The following is a 22,302-nucleotide window of genomic DNA, read 5'->3' as shown; positions in this document are numbered from 1 at the left end:
GTCAATTGACGTCCGATACTTTATAATTCATCACTATTTTCCAAGTGGTTTATCCACTATGGAGGCGATGAAAATCGCTTCTTGCCCCCCCGGTGCAACGGAAAAATCTAAAAAAGTGACTATGTCCACCCCGCATAACGTGCTTCCAGAATTGCAGGATGATGCACCTGCCGACGGCAAACGCTATTCTCCCAAGGCGCTGTTCTGGCTATTTACGCATATGTCAATGCTGGGATTTGGCGGCGTCTTGCCGTGGGCTTACCGCATTTTGGTCGAAAACAAGAAGATTCTGACCCCGCCTGAATTTCAAGAACTGTTTGCTTTTTCACAAATTCTGCCTGGCCCCAGCATTTGCAACCTCGCTGTCATTCTCGGCTATCGTCATGCGGGCACGCGCGGCGCAGCGGCATCATTGATCGGGGTGATCGTTCCTCCCAGCCTGATCGTTATCCTGCTCGGCATGCTCTATGGCCATTACGGCGCTAACCCTGTCATCGGGCACGCCCTCAATGGCATGGCGGTGGTCGCCGCAGGCCTGATCGTTGCGATGGCCGTCAAGATGGCAATGACCCTTTCGGTAACCTGGCGCAACATGGTGTTTGCGGCGTTAATGTTCGGCGGTGTCGCGCTCATGCATTGGCCGCTATTGCTGGTTCTTTTAGTGCTGGCGCCGTTGGCTATTATTGCGTACCAATTTAAAGGAAAGTCGTGATACCTGGCGCCAATAAAAATATTGCCTTAGCGATCCTTATTCATTTTTCAGCCCTTTCCATGATGGCGATCGGCGGCGGCGTTGTGGCGCTGGCCCCGGACATGCAGCGCTTTTTGGTGGATACGCATCATTGGATAACCAACGAAGCCTTCCTCACCGATTTCACTATCGCACAGGTTGCTCCCGGCCCGAATATGTTATTTGTCACCCTGGTCGGCCTGCGTGCTGCAGGCTGGCTCGGTGCCCTTGCGGCTACGATCGGGATCGTCCTGCCACCGGCCCTGTTTGCGCTCGCGGCGATCCGTTTTGGCGCAAGGAAACAGTCAACCCGCCTCGGGGGCATTCTCAAAAGAGCATTGGCACCACTTTCGGTCGGGATGATGATCGCCACCGGCTGGTCTCTGACACACGTTGCCGTGCACGGTGCCGGAGATGCGATCCTCTGTTTTCTCACCGTCGTCGCTCTTTTATGTACTCGCCTGAATCCGTTGTGGATTATTGCTTTGGGTGCCGTCGGCGGCGTCCTGGGTTGGGTGTAGCCTGGCTGGGTATAAGCTGCTTAAATGATTGGTTGGAAAAACCCATTTTGGGTATTCTTAGGCCCATTTTGGGTATTTTCTCAGACGCATTATTTTCCTTACGCAGCGCATGCTGCTAATCAGCGCTGGCGGACAAAGCCATTGACGGTCGTCGCAATAATGAACGCATCCCCATGAGGCCAAAAATCGGGCCGGGCAGCAAGATCCAGGCGACTTTGCTACCGATGACAGGGTAAGCCGACGTAGTGATCAGAATTGCGAAGGTGGTAAGTAGAAAGCCGAAACTATTTTGAATTGCCAGCGCACTGCCAATCAGCTCCGGGGGACAGGCGTTGACTGACATCGCCGAAAACTGGGGCGAGTCGGCGACCACTGCCACACCCCATACGAGCATGATGGCCAACTTCCATAGAATCGGCAACGTGTGCAGAAATGGGAACAGCAGGCAGATTGCGCCTGACGTGGCCAAAGCCCACCATGCCACGCGTGCACTGCCAACTCTTGCGCTGAGCAAGCCGCCTGCGATACAACCAATTGCACCGACGCCGATGACCATGAACGCCCAACCAGAAATGCTGCGATAGACCAACGTTCCGGGTGAGGACATCACGTCCATCAGCAGCACAGGTACCAGAGTCCAGAATGCATATAACTCCCACATGTGCCCGAAGTAGCCGTAGGCAGAGGCCCGAAATTCCTTTACACGAAATGCGTCCATGACATGACCGAACGTGCGTGCGGCGTGAACGCGTCGTTGCAGGTGCGGACCATCACCCAGCCAGCCCACCATGAACGCGCCGATCAGTGCCAATCCGGATGAGGTCAGAATAACCGTTTGCCAGGAAACTGACCCGCCCACCATCCGGATGCCATGCGGCAAGGCAGTGCCCAGCGTCAGCATGCCGACCAGCAGGCCGAGACTTTTGCCAGCACTGTGGGGATTCCAGCTAACGACAAGTTTCATTCCCAATGGATAGATTCCAGCGAGTGACAACCCGACGATAAAACGGAACCATAAAGCGCTTTCCAGTCCGGTGCTGCACAGCGCAAACAAGCCGTTGAAGATAGCGCCGAGGACGCAACATATTGCAAATATTTTGCTGGCGGCAAAACGATCTGCACAACCCGTGAAAGCAAAAATCAACGTCCCCATGATAAAGCCAGCTTGCACAGCATTGGTTAACCAACCGATATCCGCAGCAGTCAGTCCCCACAGGCGGATCAGGTCATCGGCGGCACTGTTGGCACTGAACCAGAGCGATGTGCCGAATAGTTGCGCCAGGACAATGGTGGCGATGGGCTTGTTCATTTGGTGGGTTGTTTATTTCGTGGGTTGGTTATTTGGTGGATTGGTTATTTGGTGGATTGGTTATTTGGTGGATTGTGCGTTCGCAAAGCGTGCATCACGCCATGCAATCGCTGCCCGCATGCCGCGCTCTCGCGCTATGTCCATGAAGGCGCGTTTGTCCGGCGACCCGGTCGTTTCGATGCTGTGATCAATGTCCAGCGCTTCTTTCAGGGCGCTCTGCATTCCCTGCAGTTCATAGGTGCGATTGAGTGCCTTTTTTGTCTCCCTGACCAGAACCGGATCCACCAATGCAATGCCGCGAGCGATGCTCAGCGCGGTCTCGACATGCGTTCCTTGCGGGACAACACGGCTGACAAATCCCATGCGTAGGGCATCCTGGGCATTGATTCTGTCGGCCCCCGTGAAAATGATGTCCTTCGCCTGCTTCGGCCCTGTCATCCAGGGCAATAACATGGTGACGATCCCGGCACCAAATTTCAGTTCTGGCTCACCAAACACGGCGTCTTCCGCGGCGATTGTAATATCGCAGGAGAGGGCTATTTCAAATGCGCCTGCCATGCACGCGCCATGCACGGCGGCGATAGTCGGCTTCGGACTATTCCAGAACCGCATCGTGGTATTAAAGTCGAGGTCAAGAATATCGCGCCAGACCTTGGACCCTTGCGGTTGACTCTCCATCTGGGCCTTCAAATCGAAACCCGATGAGAAGGCACGGCCTGATCCGCTCACCACGATAACGCGCACGCTATCGTCAGCTTCAGCTTGATCGAGGGCTTCGTTAATCTCATGCAACATCGTTTTATCTAATGCATTGAGGCGCTCGGGCCGATTAAAAATGAGGTGCGCGATGCCGTCCTGGCAGCTAGTTTGGATGGTGGTGAAATCAGACATGCTTGTCCTTTAATAACCGTGTTAAGTTGCAGCCGAAGCCAAAATACCGGCGGCGGCCGATACGATGGCACCGGATTGAATCATCATTTTGAGCTGCCCTCTGTCTGCCTTACCGGTGCGCCCCAGCGGCAGCGCATCGGATAGGTAATACGTGTCGGGCTGCTTGAATTTTTCCAGGCGGCTTTCAAGGTATTTTTTTAAAGCGGAAATTTCAAGACAAACACCCGTTCGCGGCACCACCAATACGTGAATACGTTCGCCGAGAACGGCATCGGCGAGGCCCACGGCCATAGCCGCCGATATATCGGGATGCGAGCATAACAGTTGCTCCAATTCTCCCGGCGTCACCTTGTTCCCTCCCCTACTAATTATTTCTTTGCTGCGCCCCATCAACTCAACCACCGAATCGCTGACTGTGCGCGCCAGGTCGCCGGTTTTCAGCCAGCCGTCCGACAGCGCCGCTGTCGTAAGATCCGGCTCGTCCAGATAGCCGCTCATGAGATAAGGGCTGCGGATTTGAAGCTCGCCCAAGGCCCCTGCAGGGACCACGGCATCATAAGCGTCCACGATGCGGAACCCGACGTTTGGCGAGGGGCGACCAATGCAACCGGGATATTTTGCATAATCTTCGGGGAAAGAAAAAAAGTCACAAGTCGCTGTTTCGGTCAATCCATAAATGTCGATCAAATCGGTATCTGAAAATCGTTGTCTGATCGTTGCCGCAAGCGAGTGCCCCAAAGACTCGCCACCAATTAAGATCTGGCGCAAGGTGTTTTGACTCACTACGCGGTCGATTTTTGATGCCAACCCCGGATCTGAAAACAGCACCCGCATCATTGTCGGCACCATTCCGACGCGGTTAATCTTGTTATCGACCAGCGATTGCAGGAACGTTACCGGATCAAATTTTTCGGCCATCACGAGCGTACCGCCGCGCAGTAAGGTCAGCAAACTTATCCAGAGGCCGAAGCTAAATGTAATGTTCAATACCAGCAACGTATTTTCGTTGGGCTGAAACTTCAGCAAACTATCAATCTGCTGAATCTTGCCGTAGAACGCGTCGTGCGAGACGACAACGCCCTTCGGCGTGCCGGTCGATCCTGAGGTAAAGATGATGAATGCAGCTTTGTGCAACAACGGTCTGTCAGGGGGAGACGCCGTGGCGATCATGGACACGACGCTTGCGGAACTGGATGTCGATGTCGATGCTTGCATATCAATCAGGAGTCGCGCTCTGGTTTTGTCCAGAACCTTGGCCGCCACCGCTGCGGGCGTGGTGCGATGTACCGGCACCACGACCCCACCTGCGTTCCAGACGCCTAGAAGCGCAGCAATATCCAAGGGGTGATTCGACACGTGAACATGGACCGGTTCATTGGGTATTATGCCTGCGGTGTGAAGCGCGCTCGATACGCGTTCGGCTTCGTGCCCCAACATCGCGTAGGTGAGTGCACTGTCTGTTCCGGTAAGCGCGAGCGCATCGCCAAACATGCTACACGCGGTATTGAGGGCGCTTCCCAGTGCCCGGTTTGATTGTATTTCCACAGCAGTCTCCGTCCTTTTTTATGAGCGATTTTGCGCCATTAAATTAGCGACGCAATTCAGCACAATTAATTCATGCTCCGATCCCCACAACTGATCAGGCAGCGTTCACATCCACTAACACGCGCCCTTTGAGTTTCCCGCCGAGCATGTCTTCCGCAGCGTTCTTGACGTCATTCAGCGACACTGTTGCAGCCGTAATCCCACGCAATACTTCCATGGGCAAGTCATGCACGATACGCTGCCAGGCGTGTAGTCGGTCCTTGGTTGGCAACATCACCGAGTCGACACCGATCAATTTTACGCTGCGTAAGATAAATGGCATGACGCTGGTCGTAAGATCTGCGCCACCAGCCAAACCACAGGCTGCGACGACACCGCCGTAATCCATTTCGGCGAGAACGCGGGCAAGCACTTTGGAGCCGACGGTATCAATCGCGGCGGCCCAGCGCTGCCCCTCAAGCGCGCGGGGAACCTCCTGCCATTGCGGCCCATCGGCGAAAGCGGTTGCGCCAAGTTGACTTACATAAGCATGTTTTTCGATGTCGCCGGTCAACGCTGTAACGGAATAGCCGCGTTTCTTAAGGATCGCAACTGCGACGCTTCCGACGCCGCCAGCGGCACCCGTGACCAGCACCGGTCCGCTTTGCGGCGTGATGTTTGCGTTCTCCAGCGCATTCACGCATAGCATTGCCGTAAACCCTGCGGTACCAATCATCATTGCCTCACGCGTGCTTAGCCCTTCCGGCAATGGCACCAGCCAGTCGCTGTTAACACGCTGGTACTGACTGTAACCACCCCAATATTTTTCGCCGACGCTCCAGCCTGTCAGCACCACTTGCGTTCCCGGCTGATATTTTGGATTGCTCGACTCGACCACCGTCCCCGAAAAATCAATCCCCGGAACCATGGGCCAGGTTCTCACAATCTTACCCTTACCGGTGACGGCCAGCGCATCCTTGTAGTTCAGGGTGGAGTAATCCACTTTAACTAACGTATCTTCGGCAGGCAGCGCATCCATGGTGAGTTCTTCAATCGATGCATTGGTTTTTTTGTCTTCTTCGCGAAGGACCAGCGCTTGAAATCTGTTTTGTGACATGAGAGTTTCCTTCATTAAGTAAATTTAACCGGGACGTACCCAGATGTACACCGCGTTGTTTTGCAATTATTTCAGCTTGTAAAATTACTAGTTGACCAGTCAATTATTAATTGTGCGAGAGTTGATGTCAAGCAATTTAAACCGTGATCTCTTTACTGCTACGCAGAATCCTAATGGGGAAATAAAAGCAAAGTGCCGCCCATTACGGCGCACATGATGAAAAAAGCCACCACCGTATAGCCCATGACACGCCCCATCCCCACTCCGGCAATCGCTAACAGCGGGATGACCCACATCGGCTGAATCATGTCGGCGGCGCTCTCGCCCAATGCCACTGCAATCGCCACCGCGCCCTGTGCAACATGCAGATGTTCGGCAGCCGGCACAACAAAGGGTGCCTGAACAACCCAATGGCCTCCCGCGCTAGGCACGAACATGCTGATAATCACGGACGACACAAAACTCCAGAAAGGCAGCGTTTGGGTCGTCGAAAAGCCGATAAACCATTGCGCGATCACGTCCGCTAATCCGGTGGCAGACATAATCCCCATGATCCCGCCGTAAATGGGAAACTGCAGCAGAATCGGTCCGGTGACCCGCGCCGCATTGTTTATGGCGCGCACGTAAGCCTTTGGTGTCCAGTGCATCAACAAACCCAATAACAGAAACACGAGCACCAACATATTCAGATCCATCGTGAACGCGCCCTGCGATATCTTCAACACGATGTAGGCAAGGCCAAGCGCCACCAGAGCAAGATTAAGCACCCAGGCATGATCGAGCAACCCGGCAATCGTATGGGCTGCGCTTTCTTCCGATGAAACGGTGTCCTCGGCTTCAAGACGGGTCGGGTCAGCTGGGATAGTCTCCGCATCGCTCGGCATCATGGCGCGGAATACCAGCGGGAGAACAATCGCCAGGATAATCAGAGGTAAGTAATTCAACGGGGAAAATAAAAAATCCTTCATCGGGAGCACGTTCCCCGTCACTTTCTCTATCACATTCAAAGGAGACCCTTTACTGGCACTGACCAGCGCAATAGAGCTCGAAATGCCGCACACGTAAAATGACCAGCCCGCATAGGCCGCGGCCACCAGCCAGGCAAAATCCACCCGCATGCGTTTCGCTATTTCGCGCGCAAACAGCGCCGAGACGACCAGACCAACAGCCCAGTTCAGAAGACCAGCAGTCATCGAAACCAGGAACGTCAGTGTCATCGCCCCTTCTTTGGTGGTCGGGATCTGAGCAATGGTTTTAAGAAGATGCGCTACCGGTTTGGAGGTCGACAAGGCGTGACCAGTTACCAGCGTCAGTGCTACCAGAAATGCAAAGCTGGCAATTTTAAAAACGCCATCTACCCAACTGGTCAATACTTCCGGAACGGAGGCATGCGGTGCCAAAAAATACGCCAGAACGCAGGTGAGCATTGTCAGCATAATCGCAATGACAAAGGGATCGGGCATGATCCGCTCCACGATCATCACGCAAAATCTTGCTAATCGTTGCAGTCCGGCGTTCAGGAAGCCATTTTCCTCACGCCGTAACGTATTTTCCTCAATTATTTTTTCCACCGCATGTCTCCTGAATTTTATAAAGGTGTGGTTTGCCGAACTCTGACGAACATCTGACGAACCGGTTTTCAGCCAATAGTTGACCTTTCGCTTCTAACGAGCAAACTGGATCAGCCATTGAGCATATTTATACCGCCTTATAACTGACCGGTCAACTATTTTCAAAAGAGCAGAAAAGAGCGTAGTTCAACAGGCGGCATAATTTAGTTGACCAGTCAATTACAAACTATTATGATTCTCTAGGAAAACGTCCGATGTTTGAGCGACAACACATTCAAACCCTTATCTCAGGATGACTGAAACCTGGATTTGAAAGCGGAAAAGTGGCGCAAGCCCGAGAACCCATGAAAAATGCACTGTAAGGCTGCCCGTGGAACGATGCAGAAATACCGCGTCTTCGGGCTCGACGCGTTCATGCAATCGCCCTTCTGACGACATCACCAACCGGAACCACAAATGGCTAAAACGACAGTAGCACCCGCGCCCCGCGACAAAGGAAAACGCGCCGAACTCATCCGCATTGGTGTCGCCATCTTTACGGAAAAAGGTTTCCACAATACGCCGCTGGACGAAGTAGTAAAAGCTGCGGGCGTTCCGAAAGGATCTTTTTATTACTACTTCGAAAACAAAGAGACCTATACGCTGGCGGTGATCGATAGTTATGCCGATTATTTTGCGGGCAAGCTGGATCGCATACTACTGGACCCTTCACTTCCGCCTTTAGAGCGCATCAAGGCCTTTACTGCCGATGCCTCAGGAGGGATGAAACGGTTTGACTACAAGCGCGGTTGCCTCATCGGAAATTTGGGCCAGGAGTTGGCCGCCTTGGACGATAAATTTCGCATCGCCCTACTGAACGTACTGACGAACTGGCGTGAACGTATTCAAGCTTGCCTTGATGAGGCCAAGGTAACAGGCGACCTCCGGGCCGACGTCAACACCGAAGCGCTTGCGCGCTATTTCTGGATCGCATGGGAGGGCGCCGTGCTTTGCTCCAAACTCGAAAAATCCAGAGTGCCCCTTGATGACGCAAGCAATGCTTTTATGGAACACTTGAAGCATTTACAGCCGCGCTAATCCGGTCATCAATCCTGAACGCCCTAACCGCTGACGCTGTGGAAGGACCGCATCCCATGCGGTCCATATCGCTCCGCAACGCCATCCCCGGACCGCTTAACAAAATTCCCTTTCGGAAAAGTCCGCTCCTCTGCGAAGTTCAGCACCTTCTTGTTCTGTGCGCCTTTCGCATCGACGATTTTCGGCCGTAGTACGCTGCCGGACTCTGGCTGGCTTCGTCCACTTTTCCGTCCACTTTTCCGTCCATTTTATGGTCCGCTCCCAGCGAAGAGCATCGTCAATATGCAGTTTGCATGTTCGGAATAAAATAGGCGGGTATGGATATTAATTAAATGCGTCTTTGTAGATGTTCGCACGCAGGCGTTTTTTAGACAGGGATCGCCTCATCATAAGAATGTATTGGAAACCGACATGCTGACAATACCCCGCAGCCTCAAGCAACCAGGAAAACCAGATCCTGTTCGCATCGAATCCCTTGATGGCCAAGGACTCTTTCTGACGTTCCTGCTCCAGCCGAATCTATCTTTACGTGACGCGTTGATAGCACCTTTGAAGAACGCAGGCTTCGAAAGTGGTACGGTCCGAATTGAAAACCTGAAGTTACGTGCCCTGCATTACGTGCGCCCCGCATTGGCGAAGGACGATCAGCACGCCGCATTTTATAGCGAGCCACACCAGATAGAAGACGGAGTAAATATCAAGCTGGCGTGCGCCACCATCGGCCGCAAAGATGGCATGCCGTTTGTGCACTGTCACGCGCTTTGGGATGACTCGGACGGCATGGAGCATGGCGGCCACCTTTTTACCGATCAAGTGATCGTGGACACCGCGGTGCAAGCCCAGGCATGGGGATTAGCCAACGTGGCAATGCAAGCGGACTTCGATCAGGAAACAAATTTTACGCTGTTCCATCCGATACCCGCTGCAGCCGACTTCCCTGGCGATGCACCAACCACGTCGAAACGATGCGCTATCGCCAGGATCCGCCCCAATGAGGACCTGGTGCGAAGTATAGAGTCGGTCTGCCATACGCACGGATTTAAATCCGCCAACATCCGCGGCAGCGTTGGAAGCCTCGTTGGCGCACAATTTGAAGATGGCAGTGGCGTCGAGGATAATGCAACGGAAATATTAATTTTATCCGGTCAGGTGCTTGCCGGAGCCTCCGGTCCCGAGACGACATTGCACATTGCGGTAATCGACCCGCATGGCCACGTACACAGAGGCTGGATAAAGCGAGACACCAATCCTGTGTTGATATGTTTTGAATTGGTACTGGAAGAGATGGACTGAGAAAGCGCGAGGCGAGTGCAGGATTTGCATAGAGAGGAACGGCTTCATATTCGTCGACATAAATGTTCCTCAAAACTGTTTGAATGCTTCGAAAGAACCTTCACGGCACGCTACCCTCAATCTCGTCACGAAAGTTCATTAAGCCAACAAAATGGGATTTTCCGGAATAATAGAAAAAGGCCACATAGCTGTGAGCCTTTTTAAGCATTATTGCTAGCCGCAGGACTTGAACCCATATGCGCATCGACGTTAATCACCGTTAAAATATCTGCACAGCGATCGAAATATGAAAAAGCCGGTAACCGTTAATCAAGAACTTCAGGACACACGCCAATCGTCACGATTGCTGCCGCCTCGACCTTCATCAACAGCCATGTCGCCCGAAGACGCCATTGTCAAAAAACAGGCGCGAGAGCTAAAGGACGCGCTGATTCGCGGCGTCACATCAATACAGGAAATGCGCGAGGCGATCCGGCTTGCCGGTCGCAGCCTGCCCGTCATTTCCACGGTAGAACGCATGGGCATAATCGACGCTTCAGCATTCCGAATGCGTGCGGCAAAGGGCCTGCCATTCGTCATCACCGGACTCGTTGGCAAGTGGCCACTATCCGCACTGACGCCACAAACGCTGCGCGAGCGCTTCGGCCAGTTACCCGTGCGTGCGCGGGTTGGCGACTATGTCAATACCGCTTTCGCGCCTGACCGGGCGATGCAGGATATGTCTCTGCTGGCGTATCTTGCGCTAGTCGAAAATAACCCGCAGGACCTGCCACCGTATCTGGGCAATCTCGAATTACGTGAATTGAATACGTTGTGCTACTGGCCCAGCTATTTTAATAAAATGGGCCCGCCGCGCTTTTGGCTTGGCCCAGCCGGAACGGTGACGCCGCTGCATTGCGATTATGACGATAATATTTTTGCGCAGATCTGGGGCACCAAGCGTATTTTCCTGTCCCCACCTCACCACGATGAATTCCTTTACCCATCCGAAGCAAACGCCATCTTGTTCGGCTCACCGTTTAACCCGGAGGCACCGGATTTCGAGAAATTTCCGCTTGCACGTCAGGCCGCAATGATCGAATGCATCATGCAACCGGGTGAGCTCTTGTATGTGCCAGCGGGCTGGTACCACCAGGTTCGCTCGCTGAGCTTTTCGCTTTCGGCCAACCGATGGGCCAGAGCCCTGCCATTGGCCTTGAACGGGGATGCTTCGCTGAAGGCTGGCTAAGTCGCATCAAGATCAGTTCATGAACCGCGAATACTGAGGCGCGGAAATTTAACTTTTCCGCTCCCCAGCGCCGTACCAAGCAAAATCACAAGACTCCCTATTATCATGTTCGGACTGATGGCTTCACGCAGAAAAATGGCACCCCACAACACACCAAATACGGGAATCAAAAAGGTAACGGACGTAGCGTAAGCGGCACCAACATTTTCAATCAATCTGAAATAGATGATGAACGCGAAGCCAGTACAGATAACAGCCAATGCAATCAAAGCTGACCAGGCAGAAAGTGAAATGCTTCCCGACGGCCAGTTAAAAAAAACAAACGGAAAAAGCACGACCGTTGCAAAAAATTGACTACCAAAAGCAACCACAAACGGGGGAATTCCCGCCAGCCGCTGCTTGGAATAATTAGCAGAAAACCCATAGGACAGGGTAGCCAATAGCACCGCACCGATAGCAAGCCAGACATCCGGCAATCCCTCTCCTATTTTGTCCCACACCAAAATAACAACACCCATTAATCCAACGATCAGCCCCAGCATTTGCGATCTGGCCAGAGGAATTTTTAGCCATATCATCGCTATCAAAGCCGTCCAGAGCGGGGTCGTGGCATTCAGAATAGAGTCAAATCCTGCATTGATATAAAGCGTAGAGTAAGCAAACAAACAAAACGGTATGGCTGAACCAAATATACCGACCACTAACAAGGGCCAAGCCCTACTCCGCAAATGTTGACGCGTAACCTCTGAACGAGCAACTGGCATCAACACCAGCGTAGCAATACCTACTCGTAAGAAAATTAACGCGACAGGACCGAATTCCGGCGCGCCGATCCGCATAAAAAGAAATGAAGCGCCCCAAATGGCCGCTAGCAGTATGAGTTCGATACTTTGCATTGTTCGTTGGGATTCGATTAATTGGTTTGGATGACTTGATGTGCCTGTCGGAAGCGCACCGCAAACTTTTCCTGTAATCGAGATTTTAATGGAATCAACCGCACGCGTCTGGCTGAATTCGGACATGAAAACGAACGTGTTCTGTTAAGGTTAATTTCCGCGAACACATTCGAATAGTTATTTTTTTGCGTTACGACGACTATCACGATGTTCGCCACGTGCAATTTCATATTGAGCCCGACGCAACCAGTCATCGACGTCGCGCTTTGTGCGGAAAGTACTAGAAGTAGTTGGCCAGCGGATGTTGTGAATGAGCGCCTTCCAGGTACCGGAAGGGGTCTTAACGATGGTTGCCGTTTGGCCTTTGTGGATGCTGAGTGGACTAACTCTGTTTTTTTGCGTTCCACAAAAGCAAATGCCTCCCGTAAAATCTACGGGAGGCATTGTGTATATTGGTGCTGGCTGCAGGACTTGAACCCGCCACCCCCTGATTACAAGTCCGATGAGAAAATCATCCCTATCAATAACTTAACGTTGTTTTTGTTCCGCAATTTAATATTTTCATCCTTCAAAACACCTCGTACCACCTCTCGGACTTACCAAGTTGCGGAACTCAAAGCGAGGCAACCGCTATCATCAAATCTCACTTTGAAAGAGGCTCTGCGCGAATGCAAGCAATACTTCGTTGCCGTATCTCAAAATATTTAATGTCCACAGCTTCACTGAAAGCGTTTGAACCTACTTTTTCGAGATCAGCCGTGCAATGTCCAAGCAATGCATTTTTAACGGAGTCAGCGTAACCGGCTTTAAAGGTGTAATGAGCATCTTTCTCTGGCATAAAAGAAAACACAATTCGACAGAAGCCATCAAAACCATTATTTGCACGGCTCCGCTGAATCGTGTCTTCAAATGTCATGACAATCTCTTTGTCCGGCTGGAGAAGAAGATTTTCTGAATCTGGCACTTTGGTTCGTCCTGAATTTGCTGCATACTGCTCGTACCGTGCCCTCACCTAGCATAGTTGTGAAAACTCAGTTTTCAACGAATTTAAATTGCTGCTTTGGATGGCAGAGACGATTAGTAAAGAGTGTAATTCGTCTAATTTTCTGCGATCTGGGAGGATCATTTGAATTGCTACACCGTGTACTTCTATCGATAAGATCGCAGGCTGCGAACTTTTAACAGTGATTTGTTTTATATCACTGAATTGAAGGATTTCATTTCTCCAAAGAACAATTTGCAGAAAATCTTCGAATACAGCTACTCTGTAAAAAGCCCCGCCTAGTTTGAAATACCGACTCCCAAACAAGACTATTGCACGACACGAAAAAAGTAATTTTTTTCCTCTTTCAACTTGCCTAGTTAATTTTGGAATAAACCAAAACAAAATTACCAATAAAAAAAATCGCCCCGATAAATATAACCTAAGCGCGTTAATGGTTAAGGTAGTTGTATATCGCATCTTCATTACTTTGTGAATCGTCTTAAATCTAAAACACGAACATCATTTTTCACAGCTAGTCCAAAAATTCCGTACATTCCAAACAATGCAAAACCAACAATATTAACCAATAATTTTTCATTTTCTGTCGGAAGTTTCGACGCAAAATAAATGCAAATTAAGGTTAAAATTAATGCCCCGTAGCTAATCATTCGATAGATTTTTTTTTCTAAAATCGTTAAGGCATCTTTGGGTTCATTATTTACCATTTCTTATCCTCCTTAGAAAGGGGTTCAAGTTTGTTATCCAAAATTGGTATGACAACCGGCTGTAATATTGTTGTAGTTATTCCAATTCCTGTTTGTATTAATTTACCATCTGGTGCAAAAGCTCCCCCAACTGTAGTCACGGTATCGAATAATACTGATGAGCTATTCGGTGGGCTAAGCAAATAATTAGATGCCTTAAATGCACCCGAAATTGCAGCCAAACCGACATTAAAGGGAGGGGGAGCCCATATCGAAGCCATACCAGTCAATGTGGCCCCATTATCAGTAAAGCTGACCATATTGTCATGATGTTCTTGCGGGGTTGTATCAGGAGCCAATCCCGCTGAATTGTTCCCCGTATTCCATCCAGCTGCAAACGGATTAACAGATGCTACGGGCGCACTCGGCGTCACGATCCCCAACGTCGACGGAGTCCAGCTATAGGGCGACTTACTGCCCCCCGTTTGCGCGATGATGAGCGCAGCCAATGCAGGGTCGACCGCGGTCGGAATATTCTGCACCAGATTGATCGCTTGACCATTCACTGAATTGACGGACCAGCTCGCCCCATTATCAAAGGCTAAGGTAGGATTTGGTTGACCATTCACCATCCCTCCTACAATGGCATTCGACGACACGTTTTCGCTCACACTCTGGGTGTTGTAACTTGCCGCACGCATAGCATCTGCCGCCTGTGCTGCCGTAAATTGTCCGTTGCTGGCCGCCGCAACTTGTTGCGCCGTGGTTAATTCCTTGGGATGCAGTTGACGATTATTGATGTCTGCCGTCAGGCCGATACTTGCGCCTGCTGCGACATTTTGCACATTGCTGCCCGCTAACGTGCCCGACGCGGCACCGACTAATGTCGCCCCCAAGCTCATCATGTCGTTATACGCTTTGAATGCGTCTTTATTGGTCGGGTCATCGGAATAGCCATTGCTAAGCAAATAGGTGCTCAGGATCGGCGACATTGCTTCGACGCTCATGCCTGCAATGGCCCCTGCTGCGCCGTTACCACCGCCAATTTTCGCCTCAATCAGGCCGACGATGCCGTGCAGAAGAATCTTTTCCGGTGAACCATCCGGATACACGCCTTGTGCCAGGTCGCCGACCACATTATTCAAGACAGACCCGACTAAATCGGCTGCGCGCTGGTTCTCCTGCTGCTCCTGTTGCTGGGCTGGCAGTTGCTGTGCCTGTTGTAACGTCAGGGTATTGCTGAGTGCGCCGTTGGCGGTACTCGCGTCGCGACTGGTGAGCGTAGCAGCCGTGGCCTGACTCAGCGCATCTTGGGCGGCATTGCCGGTGCCGGTGATCGTCACCGTGGCAGGACTGATCACACTATTGGTGCTGCTGGTCTGGCTGTTGTTGGCAGGCAGGCTGGCGCTGCCGTTGAGATTGCCGATCACATTGGCGACCGCGTTGAGCGCCAGACTAGCGGTCGAGGCGCTCACACTGATGCTTTCGGCCTCTGTGTGCTGCGCATTGATCAGGTCGGTACTGGTGAGACTGGCTGTTGACAGCGTATTGTTGGCGGCCGGGGCGGTACTGGTGATCGCCGCTCCTGTTAAGGCCGTATTCCCGTGAACGTTGATGGCAAAGCCGTCACTTCCGGCTGCGATTCCGCTTTGGCCCTGCGCGCTCAGATAATCGTGATCGATGGTTTGTTTGGCGTAGTTCACGCTGGCAGTCACAATTTGCCCGACACAGATCGGCGGAATACAGAGGCTCAGACCAAAGCCGCCACTTTCTTGTTTGCTGGCGAAGTCACTGACGTCCTGCTGCGTCACAATAGTCAGATTACCGCCGACGGCGGCGTTGACCTTGTTCCCGGCCAGTTGTGCGCCCTGCAACGTCAGGTCCGCACCGCTGGTGACATTCAACTGATCGGTCGCCGTGATTTGGGTATTGTCGTAGGTGGTCTCGGTGCCGTTGGCGGACCCCGTAGACGATGACGCGCCCAGATGGAAACTCAGACCGGTTTGCTGGCCGTTGGAGCCGAGTGTCGCGCCAATACCGGCACTACTGCCGCTGTTGCTCGATTGCAGTGTCGCGGTATTGACCGCCGCGCTTAAATCAATGTTTTGGGCGGAGGTCAGACTAATGTCCTGCGCCTGCAGTTTGGCCCCTTCCATCGTGATGTCGCCGGTGCGGCTGGTAACATCGATGGCGCTGGCCTGTGCCGAAGTGCCGCGTGCCTGTGTCGCAGTATTGCTGCTGTCCTGCTGACTGTGACTGGTACCGAGATCGACGCTGACACCAAAGCCACCGCCGCTACTGGCCGGATTCGGGTCGGTGGCTGCTGCAGCGGTCACGGTGGGTGACAGACCACTCGCCAGTTTATAGGCGTCATAACCAGCCTTCAATGCCAGTGCGCCTTTAAGACGACCGCTATCGGTGGCCTGCGCTTCAGTCGCCATGTCACCGATAGCGGTGATGGTCCCGCCAATGGCGCCGGTCATACTGCTGCCGATGGTGGCGCTCTGCGTTTCGGCGTGCGACTGACTGGTACTGCTATCTTGAATCGCCTGCAAATCGACCGCATTGCCGCCGATAGACAGGCGATTTTGGGCAAGCAGATCGGCCCTCTGTGTGGTGATATTACCTTGCCCTGTGCCCTGGTATTGATTGTCTAATCCGGCCTGCAGACTCAAATTGCCGCCATTGGCCGACAGCAGACTGGTGTTCTGGACGGTATCGGTGCCGTTGCCGGTTTGCAGCGCGCTGGTCTGGCCGATAATCGTCGCGTGCCCTGAAAATCCGCCCATCACGCCGATACTGCTGCCACTGCTCTGCGCATGACTGTCAGTGGTCTGCGTACTGGCCGCAGCCAGCACGGCAATGTTGCGTCCGGCGCTGATGCTGACATCCTGATCGGCGATCAGATTACTGGCCGTGATGGTCGTGTCGCGCCCGCTGCTGGTGCTAATCGTCCCACCGCTCAGGCTGCTGGCATTCTGACTCACGCTGGACACGGTTTGCGTCTGATCCTGTGCATTGTGACCGAGCGTAATGCCGCTCAACAAGTTGCCCGAGAAGCCGGACTTGGTTTCTGCAGAACTCACCGTTTCGGTACCGGTGTTCTGCGCACTGGTGATCGCCAGGTCGCGCCCGGCATTGATCGTTAAGTCCCCGGTCGCGCTCACCTGACTGCCTTGCACGCTGGTATCACGCACGGACTGGAGCGTGACCGCATTGCCGGTCAGCGTGCTGCCGATGGCTACAGTTGCGCTGCTGGTCGTCTGCGAACGGCTGGTGGACGACGAGAACAGGCCGTGTGAAGTGGTATAAATGGCCTGATCGAGCGTGCTGTCCTGTTGCGCGCTGCCCAGCGTGATATCCCGTCCCGCGACAGCGGTGAGCTGGCCCCCGGCAGTGGCGGTCGCGGCAGAGGCGGTGATGTCCTGCCCGGCCTGTAATGTCAGATTGCCGCCTGCGTTGACCGTGGTGCCGTTGGCTTGCGTCTGGGTGGCATTGAGGTGGTTGTCGGCGTTGTAGGTGACGTTGCTGGTGGTGTGCGTGTTCACCGCATTCAGATTCACATTGCGCCCGGCGGCCAGCGTGGTGTCGCCGGTGGTGGTGATCGCTGCTGCGGCCAGCGTGACATCGCGTCCGGCCTGCACCGATAGCGTATCGGCGCTGATGTTGGCGACCGGGCCAAGGACCGTATTGGTGCCGTGGCTGCTGGTGGCAGAGGCGGTGCCGGTGTCCAGCGTGACATCGCGTCCGGCCAGAATGCCGACCCGGTGGCCGGTGATCGTGCCGCCGTTGTTGAGGACATCGTTCCGGGCGACCAACATCGTGGTGCCGCTGGTGCCCGTGGTATTCACACTACCGCTGTTGGCGATATCGGTGGCGCTGATTAACAAGTTATTCCTGGCCTGCAAGGTGCCGCCGTTTTGCAGCGTGCCGTTGACGGATAAATTGATATCGCTGGCAGAGAGCAATGCGCCGGTCGGGGCCAGGTCTGCCGCATCGGCCCGGGTCAGGTACACCACCGGGGCTAACACCTGCGTGGTGCTGCCGTCGGCCAAGGTGACGGTGGTCGAGACCATCCAGACCATGTCGGCCGTTAAAGCGGCCATTTGCGCAGCGGTCAAAGCAATGCCGGGTGTCAGTTGAAACGCTTTGGCACTGGCAACGCCCGCATCCATCAACGCCTTGTATTCGTCCTGGTTGTCGCTGTAGCCACTCAAGAACCGGTTGCCGGTTAATTGGGTGATCTGGTTGCTGACCACCTGCTCTTCATAAAAGCCGTCGCCCAGGCGCTTTTGGGTGGCGGCGGGATTGATGCCGAGCAAGCCGAGCATGTAGTCGCTGGAAATAAAATTCCCGTAGCTGGTAAACGCCGGATCGGTGGCGACCAGATACGGTTGCCCCGGTTGCGGGTGAATCGTAAAGAGCTGATTGTTCGGTAATACCAGATTTGGTAATGGCGAGGTGGGCGTGCCGACCGTGGTGCGGTGGCCGGAACCCACGCCCTGGGTGCTGCCGTTGGTGGTGAGGGCCAGTGTATTACCGCCCGGTGTGGTCGTGCTCCCCACGCCGGATCCGAGTGCGGCATTATTCAGTGCGGCAGGCTGGGTGTTTTGCTGGACGCTCCAGACGGCCAACGCCAACGGCGTGGAGGGTAACGCGACATCGTATTCTGCCGGACTGCCATTGTCGTAGTCATAATAATTCTGGTGCGGGTGGCCGCTGACATAATGATAGTAATTCTGGCTTGCGGTCATCTGGTCGGTGGTGTCAGTCTCACCCGTGGCACCGATGTTATTGATCGCCCCGGTACTGCCGCTCAGCGTGCCGCCCGCGACAATGGTGCTTTTATCGTTGGTGACGGTGCCGGAGAGCACCATATTGCCACCGGCGCGGATCGTACCCGGATCGCTGCCGGTGACGACCGTGGTGGAGACGACCTGCGTGTAATCCTTTTTGTAAAATTTCTCGAAGCGGTCGCCGTTGGGCATGATTAACACAATCCCGCCATTGCCACTGTCGCCCCACGTTACCTGACTGGGGGTGTACCACGTGGTGGGTGCGACCCAGGACGCGTATTCGGTGACTTGCGTGGTCTGGGTCGGATCGACCTGCTGCGCGGTCGTGAAATGGTTGTTCTGATTGATTAAACTCGCGCTCTGGAATACCAGCGCGCCCCCGGCGTCGATGGTGGCCGAGCCGTTGACGATACTGGCGGCGTTGCCGATGACGTTATTGTTGGCGTCGAGTGCACCGCCGAAGGTCATGTCGCCCAGACTTTGCATTAACGCGTGTTCGCTGTTCGTGATTTGCTGCGCACCGATCTGTAACGTATCCCGTGACGCAATGACCCCGGCCAGACCGGTGGTGGCGTCGACCGTGTTGGTCAGCGTGTGTGCGCCTAAGGCGATCTCATTGCCGTAAATGCGTCCGGTATTGGTGAGATTGTTGGCAGCCAACACGACGGTGGTGCCATTGCCCGCATTGATCAGACCGCTGGATTGATTGTTCACATTGTCGGCGGCAAGCGTGACATTGCGCACCGCAGCGAGCGTGCCGCTGTTGGTGAGCGTACCGGTGGTGGTAAAGGACAGATCGCGGTTGGCACTGATCGTGTTGCCGGCGGTATTGGTGTAATCGCCCTGCAAACTGAGCGCGGTATCCTGCGCGGCCAGCAATTGACCGTTACCGACTAAGGTACTGGCAGTAAGGCTGAGATTGCGGTCGCTGCCAATGGTGCCGCTGCTGTTGGTGACATTACCAGCGGTGAAGAGCGCAATATCCCCAGTGGGTGCGGTGGTGGCAATCACGCCGCTGCTGTTGTCGAGACTGGCGGCATTCAGCGTGAGGGTGCCAGCAGCGCTGATCGATCCGGCCACGTTGGTGAGCGTGGCCCCAGGTTGATTGAGTTGCAGATTCTGCCCGGCATACAGCGCACCGGCATTGTTATTGACGGCGTTGCTGACATTCAGCGTGAGATTGCCGAGTGCCAATAATTGACCGCCAGCACTGTTATTCAGATTGGTGGCGGTCACGTCGACGTCGCCATTGCCGCCGATGGTGCCGCGCCCTGCGATGCTCCCGGCGTTGGTATTGGTGATCGCGCTGCCGCCGTTGATTTGCGTTAAGCCGGTGCCGCTGTTGGCAATGCGTCCGTCCGTGTTGTCGACACTGCTGCCGGAAACGGTCAACGTCGCCGTACTGCCGTTGGCTTCGATGCGGCCATGGGTGTTGTCGAGCGCGCCGGTGGCGCTGGCCGATAAATTGGTGCCGCTCTGGATTACCCCACCGCTGTTGGTCAGTTGGCCGTTGGCCTGGAGCGCGAGGGTGCTGGCGGCATACAGCGTGCCGCCCGTGTTATCGAACGCACCACTGGTGATCCCGACCGCCCCGGCACTGCCGATAAAGCCGCCGATGCCGTTGACCATGCCATTGGTGATGCCCTGCGTGGTGGTGATCGTCAGCGGCGCGGACCCGGTACTTTGCACGGTACCGCCGTTGTTGGTGAGGCTGGTGGCGTTGACGGTGAGACCGTTTTGCGTGCCTTCGAGGGACCCGGTGCTGTTGTTGATGTGGGCGGCGGTGAGCGTCAACTGGGTGCCGCCCAGATAGCCGCCGTGGCTGTTATCGATGTCACCTGACGTGGTGACGCTGGTGGCTTGCCCGAACACGCTGCCGTGGGCATTGGCGAGCGATCCGGCGGCAATGACCGTCGCGCCATTGCTGCCGATGCTGCCACCTGCGTTATTGAGACTGCCATTGCCCACGTCCACAGTGAGCGTGCCATTGCCTGCTAACGCGATGGTGCCGCCGCTGTTGTTGAGCGCTTGCGGGGCGAGCGTGAGATCGGTGGCGTTGGTTTGCAGCACGCCGTTGCTGTTGTTGAATGCGCCGGTCGTGCTAAACGTGGTCGCGCCGGTGCCGGTTTGGGTGAACGTCCCACCCACGTTCGAGACGCTGCCTGCGGTGCTGCTCAGTTGCGCCGTATTGATCGTGCCCAGGTCATTGATCAGTGCGCCAGTCGCGGCTAATGTGACGGCGCCCGTGGCCTGCAACGTGCCCCCGGTATGGTCGATATTGCCAGCGGTCGCGGTAAGAGCCACGTTGCCAGCGGCGTTGGTGGTGGCGTGCGCCAGGTCCAGACTGGTCCCGGTCATCGTGATGTTACTACCGGCACTGTTCTGGCCGGTGGCGCTGAGCGTGCCGGTGGCGGTGAGTTGCAGATTACCGGCCTGGCTGGCATGGTTCTGCGCATCGATCCCGGCGCCGAGGATGCCGGTGGAGGCGATGTTGCCGCCGGTCAGAGTGAGATCCGTTTGTGCGGCCAGTGTGCCGCTATTGGTAATCGTGCCTGCGCTGGTCAGCGTGGCGCTTTGTTGGCTGTATACGGTGCCGCTATTGGTCACGCCGCTGGTGCCATTGACCGTGATCGGCCCGGTGGCGCTGGTGCTGCCCGCTAACGTGACCAACCCGTTGTTGTCGATACTGATGGCCCCGGCCTGCGCGGCCAGATTGCCCATGCTGACCACGCCGACCCCGGCTTCGGTGCCGACTAACCGGATTTTATTGGCGTAGATGCTGCCGAGCGCGGCGAGATCGATGCTGACGGTCGGGACGTTATTGTCGCCCGTAATAGCCTGCGTCGTCAGGTCACTGTAGTTGACCTGATTGGTGCCGGTGACGACGTTGAGCGTGGTGGCCCACAGTTGGCCGTTGATCGCGACACTGCGGGCGATCAGATCGAGCTGGTCCATATTATTGCCGTTCAGCCCGCCGCTACCAATGGCAATATCGCCACCGGTGACGCGTAATCCGCTCAGACTGCCATCGCTGCCGATGACCGGGGTACCGGTGGTCAGCACGCCGCGTGAGGTATTGATAAATCCTCCGCCACTCACCGACAGTCCGTTTGGATTGGCCACAATCACGTCGGCGCGCTGTCCGGCGACCTCGATATAGCCGTTCAATTGCGAACGGGCCGTGCCGGTGACTTCGTTGAGAATCACGCGGGCGCTACCATTGGTCAGATTCGGATTACCCGCGATGAAGCCTGCCTGCTGGGTAGTGGTGACCACCGTGGCATTGTTCAGAATCGCCCCGGCGGCACCCACGCTGAACTGGTTGTACTGGTTGTGACTGAGGCCTGCTGCGTTCGGGGTGGTGATCTGCACCAACGGTAAGCCGCTGGCGGTTTGGGTGACCGTCGGACGCCGTGCGGCGGCATTCGGGTCGGCCACGATTTGCGCGTGGACCACTGTGACACTGCCAAACAGCGCAGCGATCACCACGCCGAGCGTCACCATGCGTAAGACACCGGCAGCGGGTGAGGAAATGGAACGCGCACGACTGCCTGCGCTGCCCCCTTTACCTTGCCCTGAGACATTCTCGGCCACCGCCATCTGTATGCCGCGGTGACGATTAAAGATGACGCGGTAGGCTTGGGTATTCATGAGGGAGTT

Annotated in this window: 14 protein-coding genes; 5 read left to right on the top strand and 9 right to left on the bottom strand. The window is 54.7% G+C overall.

Annotation, left to right across the window (positions count from 1 at the left end; genetic code table 11):
* The first annotated feature begins 121 nt into the window (after positions 1 to 121).
* The gene (locus JQN73_RS11440) at positions 122 to 712 is read left to right on the top strand and encodes a chromate transporter (RefSeq protein ID WP_205318926.1); all 591 of its coding nucleotides are present in this window, start codon (positions 122 to 124) and stop codon (positions 710 to 712) included.
* The gene (locus tag JQN73_RS11435; protein ID WP_205318925.1) at positions 709 to 1,251 is read left to right on the top strand and encodes a chromate transporter; all 543 of its coding nucleotides are present in this window, start codon (positions 709 to 711) and stop codon (positions 1,249 to 1,251) included. The genes JQN73_RS11440 and JQN73_RS11435 overlap by 4 nt, the downstream gene beginning before the upstream one ends.
* A gap of 115 nt (positions 1,252 to 1,366) precedes the next feature.
* On the opposite strand, the gene JQN73_RS11430 is transcribed toward JQN73_RS11435, so the two are convergent.
* The 5 genes from JQN73_RS11430 to JQN73_RS11410 form a co-directional block, all read right to left on the bottom strand.
* The gene (locus JQN73_RS11430) at positions 1,367 to 2,560 is read right to left on the bottom strand and encodes an MFS transporter (RefSeq protein WP_205318924.1); all 1,194 of its coding nucleotides are present in this window, start codon (positions 2,558 to 2,560) and stop codon (positions 1,367 to 1,369) included.
* Positions 2,561 to 2,620: 60 nt separating this feature from the next.
* Complete coding sequence (locus JQN73_RS11425) at positions 2,621 to 3,451, bottom strand: enoyl-CoA hydratase/isomerase family protein (RefSeq protein ID WP_205318923.1); 831 nt, start codon at positions 3,449 to 3,451, stop codon at positions 2,621 to 2,623.
* A gap of 21 nt (positions 3,452 to 3,472) precedes the next feature.
* Positions 3,473 to 4,996, bottom strand: a complete 1,524-nt coding sequence (locus tag JQN73_RS11420; protein WP_205318922.1) for a class I adenylate-forming enzyme family protein — start codon at positions 4,994 to 4,996, stop codon at positions 3,473 to 3,475.
* 94 nt (positions 4,997 to 5,090) lie between these two features.
* Entirely contained in the window at positions 5,091 to 6,092 is a 1,002-nt protein-coding gene (locus JQN73_RS11415) for an MDR family oxidoreductase (RefSeq protein ID WP_205318921.1), read from the bottom strand.
* A 170-nt stretch (positions 6,093 to 6,262) separates the two neighbouring features.
* Positions 6,263 to 7,663: a TIGR00366 family protein gene (locus JQN73_RS11410; protein ID WP_205318920.1), complete on the bottom strand. Its 1,401-nt coding sequence runs from the start codon at positions 7,661 to 7,663 to the stop codon at positions 6,263 to 6,265.
* 456 nt (positions 7,664 to 8,119) lie between these two features.
* Here JQN73_RS11410 and JQN73_RS11405 point away from each other — a divergent pair, with 456 nt between their 5' ends.
* The 3 genes from JQN73_RS11405 to JQN73_RS11395 all read left to right on the top strand — a co-directional run bounded on the left by JQN73_RS11405 (position 8,120) and on the right by JQN73_RS11395 (position 11,261).
* A complete protein-coding gene (locus tag JQN73_RS11405) occupies positions 8,120 to 8,740 on the top strand; it encodes a TetR/AcrR family transcriptional regulator (protein ID WP_205318919.1) in 621 nt (206 codons plus the stop codon).
* Positions 8,741 to 9,151: 411 nt separating this feature from the next.
* Positions 9,152 to 10,033 (top strand): PPC domain-containing DNA-binding protein, encoded by an 882-nt coding sequence (locus JQN73_RS11400; RefSeq protein ID WP_205318918.1) that lies wholly within the window; start codon positions 9,152 to 9,154, stop codon positions 10,031 to 10,033.
* A gap of 286 nt (positions 10,034 to 10,319) precedes the next feature.
* On the top strand, positions 10,320 to 11,261 hold the full coding sequence (locus tag JQN73_RS11395) for a cupin-like domain-containing protein (protein WP_205318917.1): 942 nt from the start codon (positions 10,320 to 10,322) through the stop codon (positions 11,259 to 11,261).
* Positions 11,262 to 11,278: 17 nt separating this feature from the next.
* On the opposite strand, the gene JQN73_RS11390 is transcribed toward JQN73_RS11395, so the two are convergent.
* The 4 genes from JQN73_RS11390 to JQN73_RS11375 form a co-directional block, all read right to left on the bottom strand.
* Complete coding sequence (locus JQN73_RS11390) at positions 11,279 to 12,157, bottom strand: DMT family transporter (RefSeq protein ID WP_205318916.1); 879 nt, start codon at positions 12,155 to 12,157, stop codon at positions 11,279 to 11,281.
* 643 nt (positions 12,158 to 12,800) lie between these two features.
* On the bottom strand, positions 12,801 to 13,121 hold the full coding sequence (locus JQN73_RS11385) for a hypothetical protein (protein WP_205318915.1): 321 nt from the start codon (positions 13,119 to 13,121) through the stop codon (positions 12,801 to 12,803).
* A 503-nt stretch (positions 13,122 to 13,624) separates the two neighbouring features.
* The gene (locus JQN73_RS11380; RefSeq protein WP_205318914.1) at positions 13,625 to 13,867 is read right to left on the bottom strand and encodes a hypothetical protein; all 243 of its coding nucleotides are present in this window, start codon (positions 13,865 to 13,867) and stop codon (positions 13,625 to 13,627) included.
* The gene (locus JQN73_RS11375) at positions 13,861 to 22,293 is read right to left on the bottom strand and encodes a hemagglutinin repeat-containing protein (protein ID WP_205318913.1); all 8,433 of its coding nucleotides are present in this window, start codon (positions 22,291 to 22,293) and stop codon (positions 13,861 to 13,863) included. Before JQN73_RS11375 ends, JQN73_RS11380 begins: the two co-directional genes overlap by 7 nt.
* Between the last annotated feature and the right edge of the window lie 9 nt (positions 22,294 to 22,302).

Source organism: Glaciimonas sp. PAMC28666, assembly GCF_016917355.1.
Classification (GTDB): Bacteria; Pseudomonadota; Gammaproteobacteria; order Burkholderiales; family Burkholderiaceae_D; genus Glaciimonas.
The sequence above is the reverse complement of the archived record's forward strand: the minus strand, read 5'-3'. Positions and strand labels throughout refer to the sequence as shown.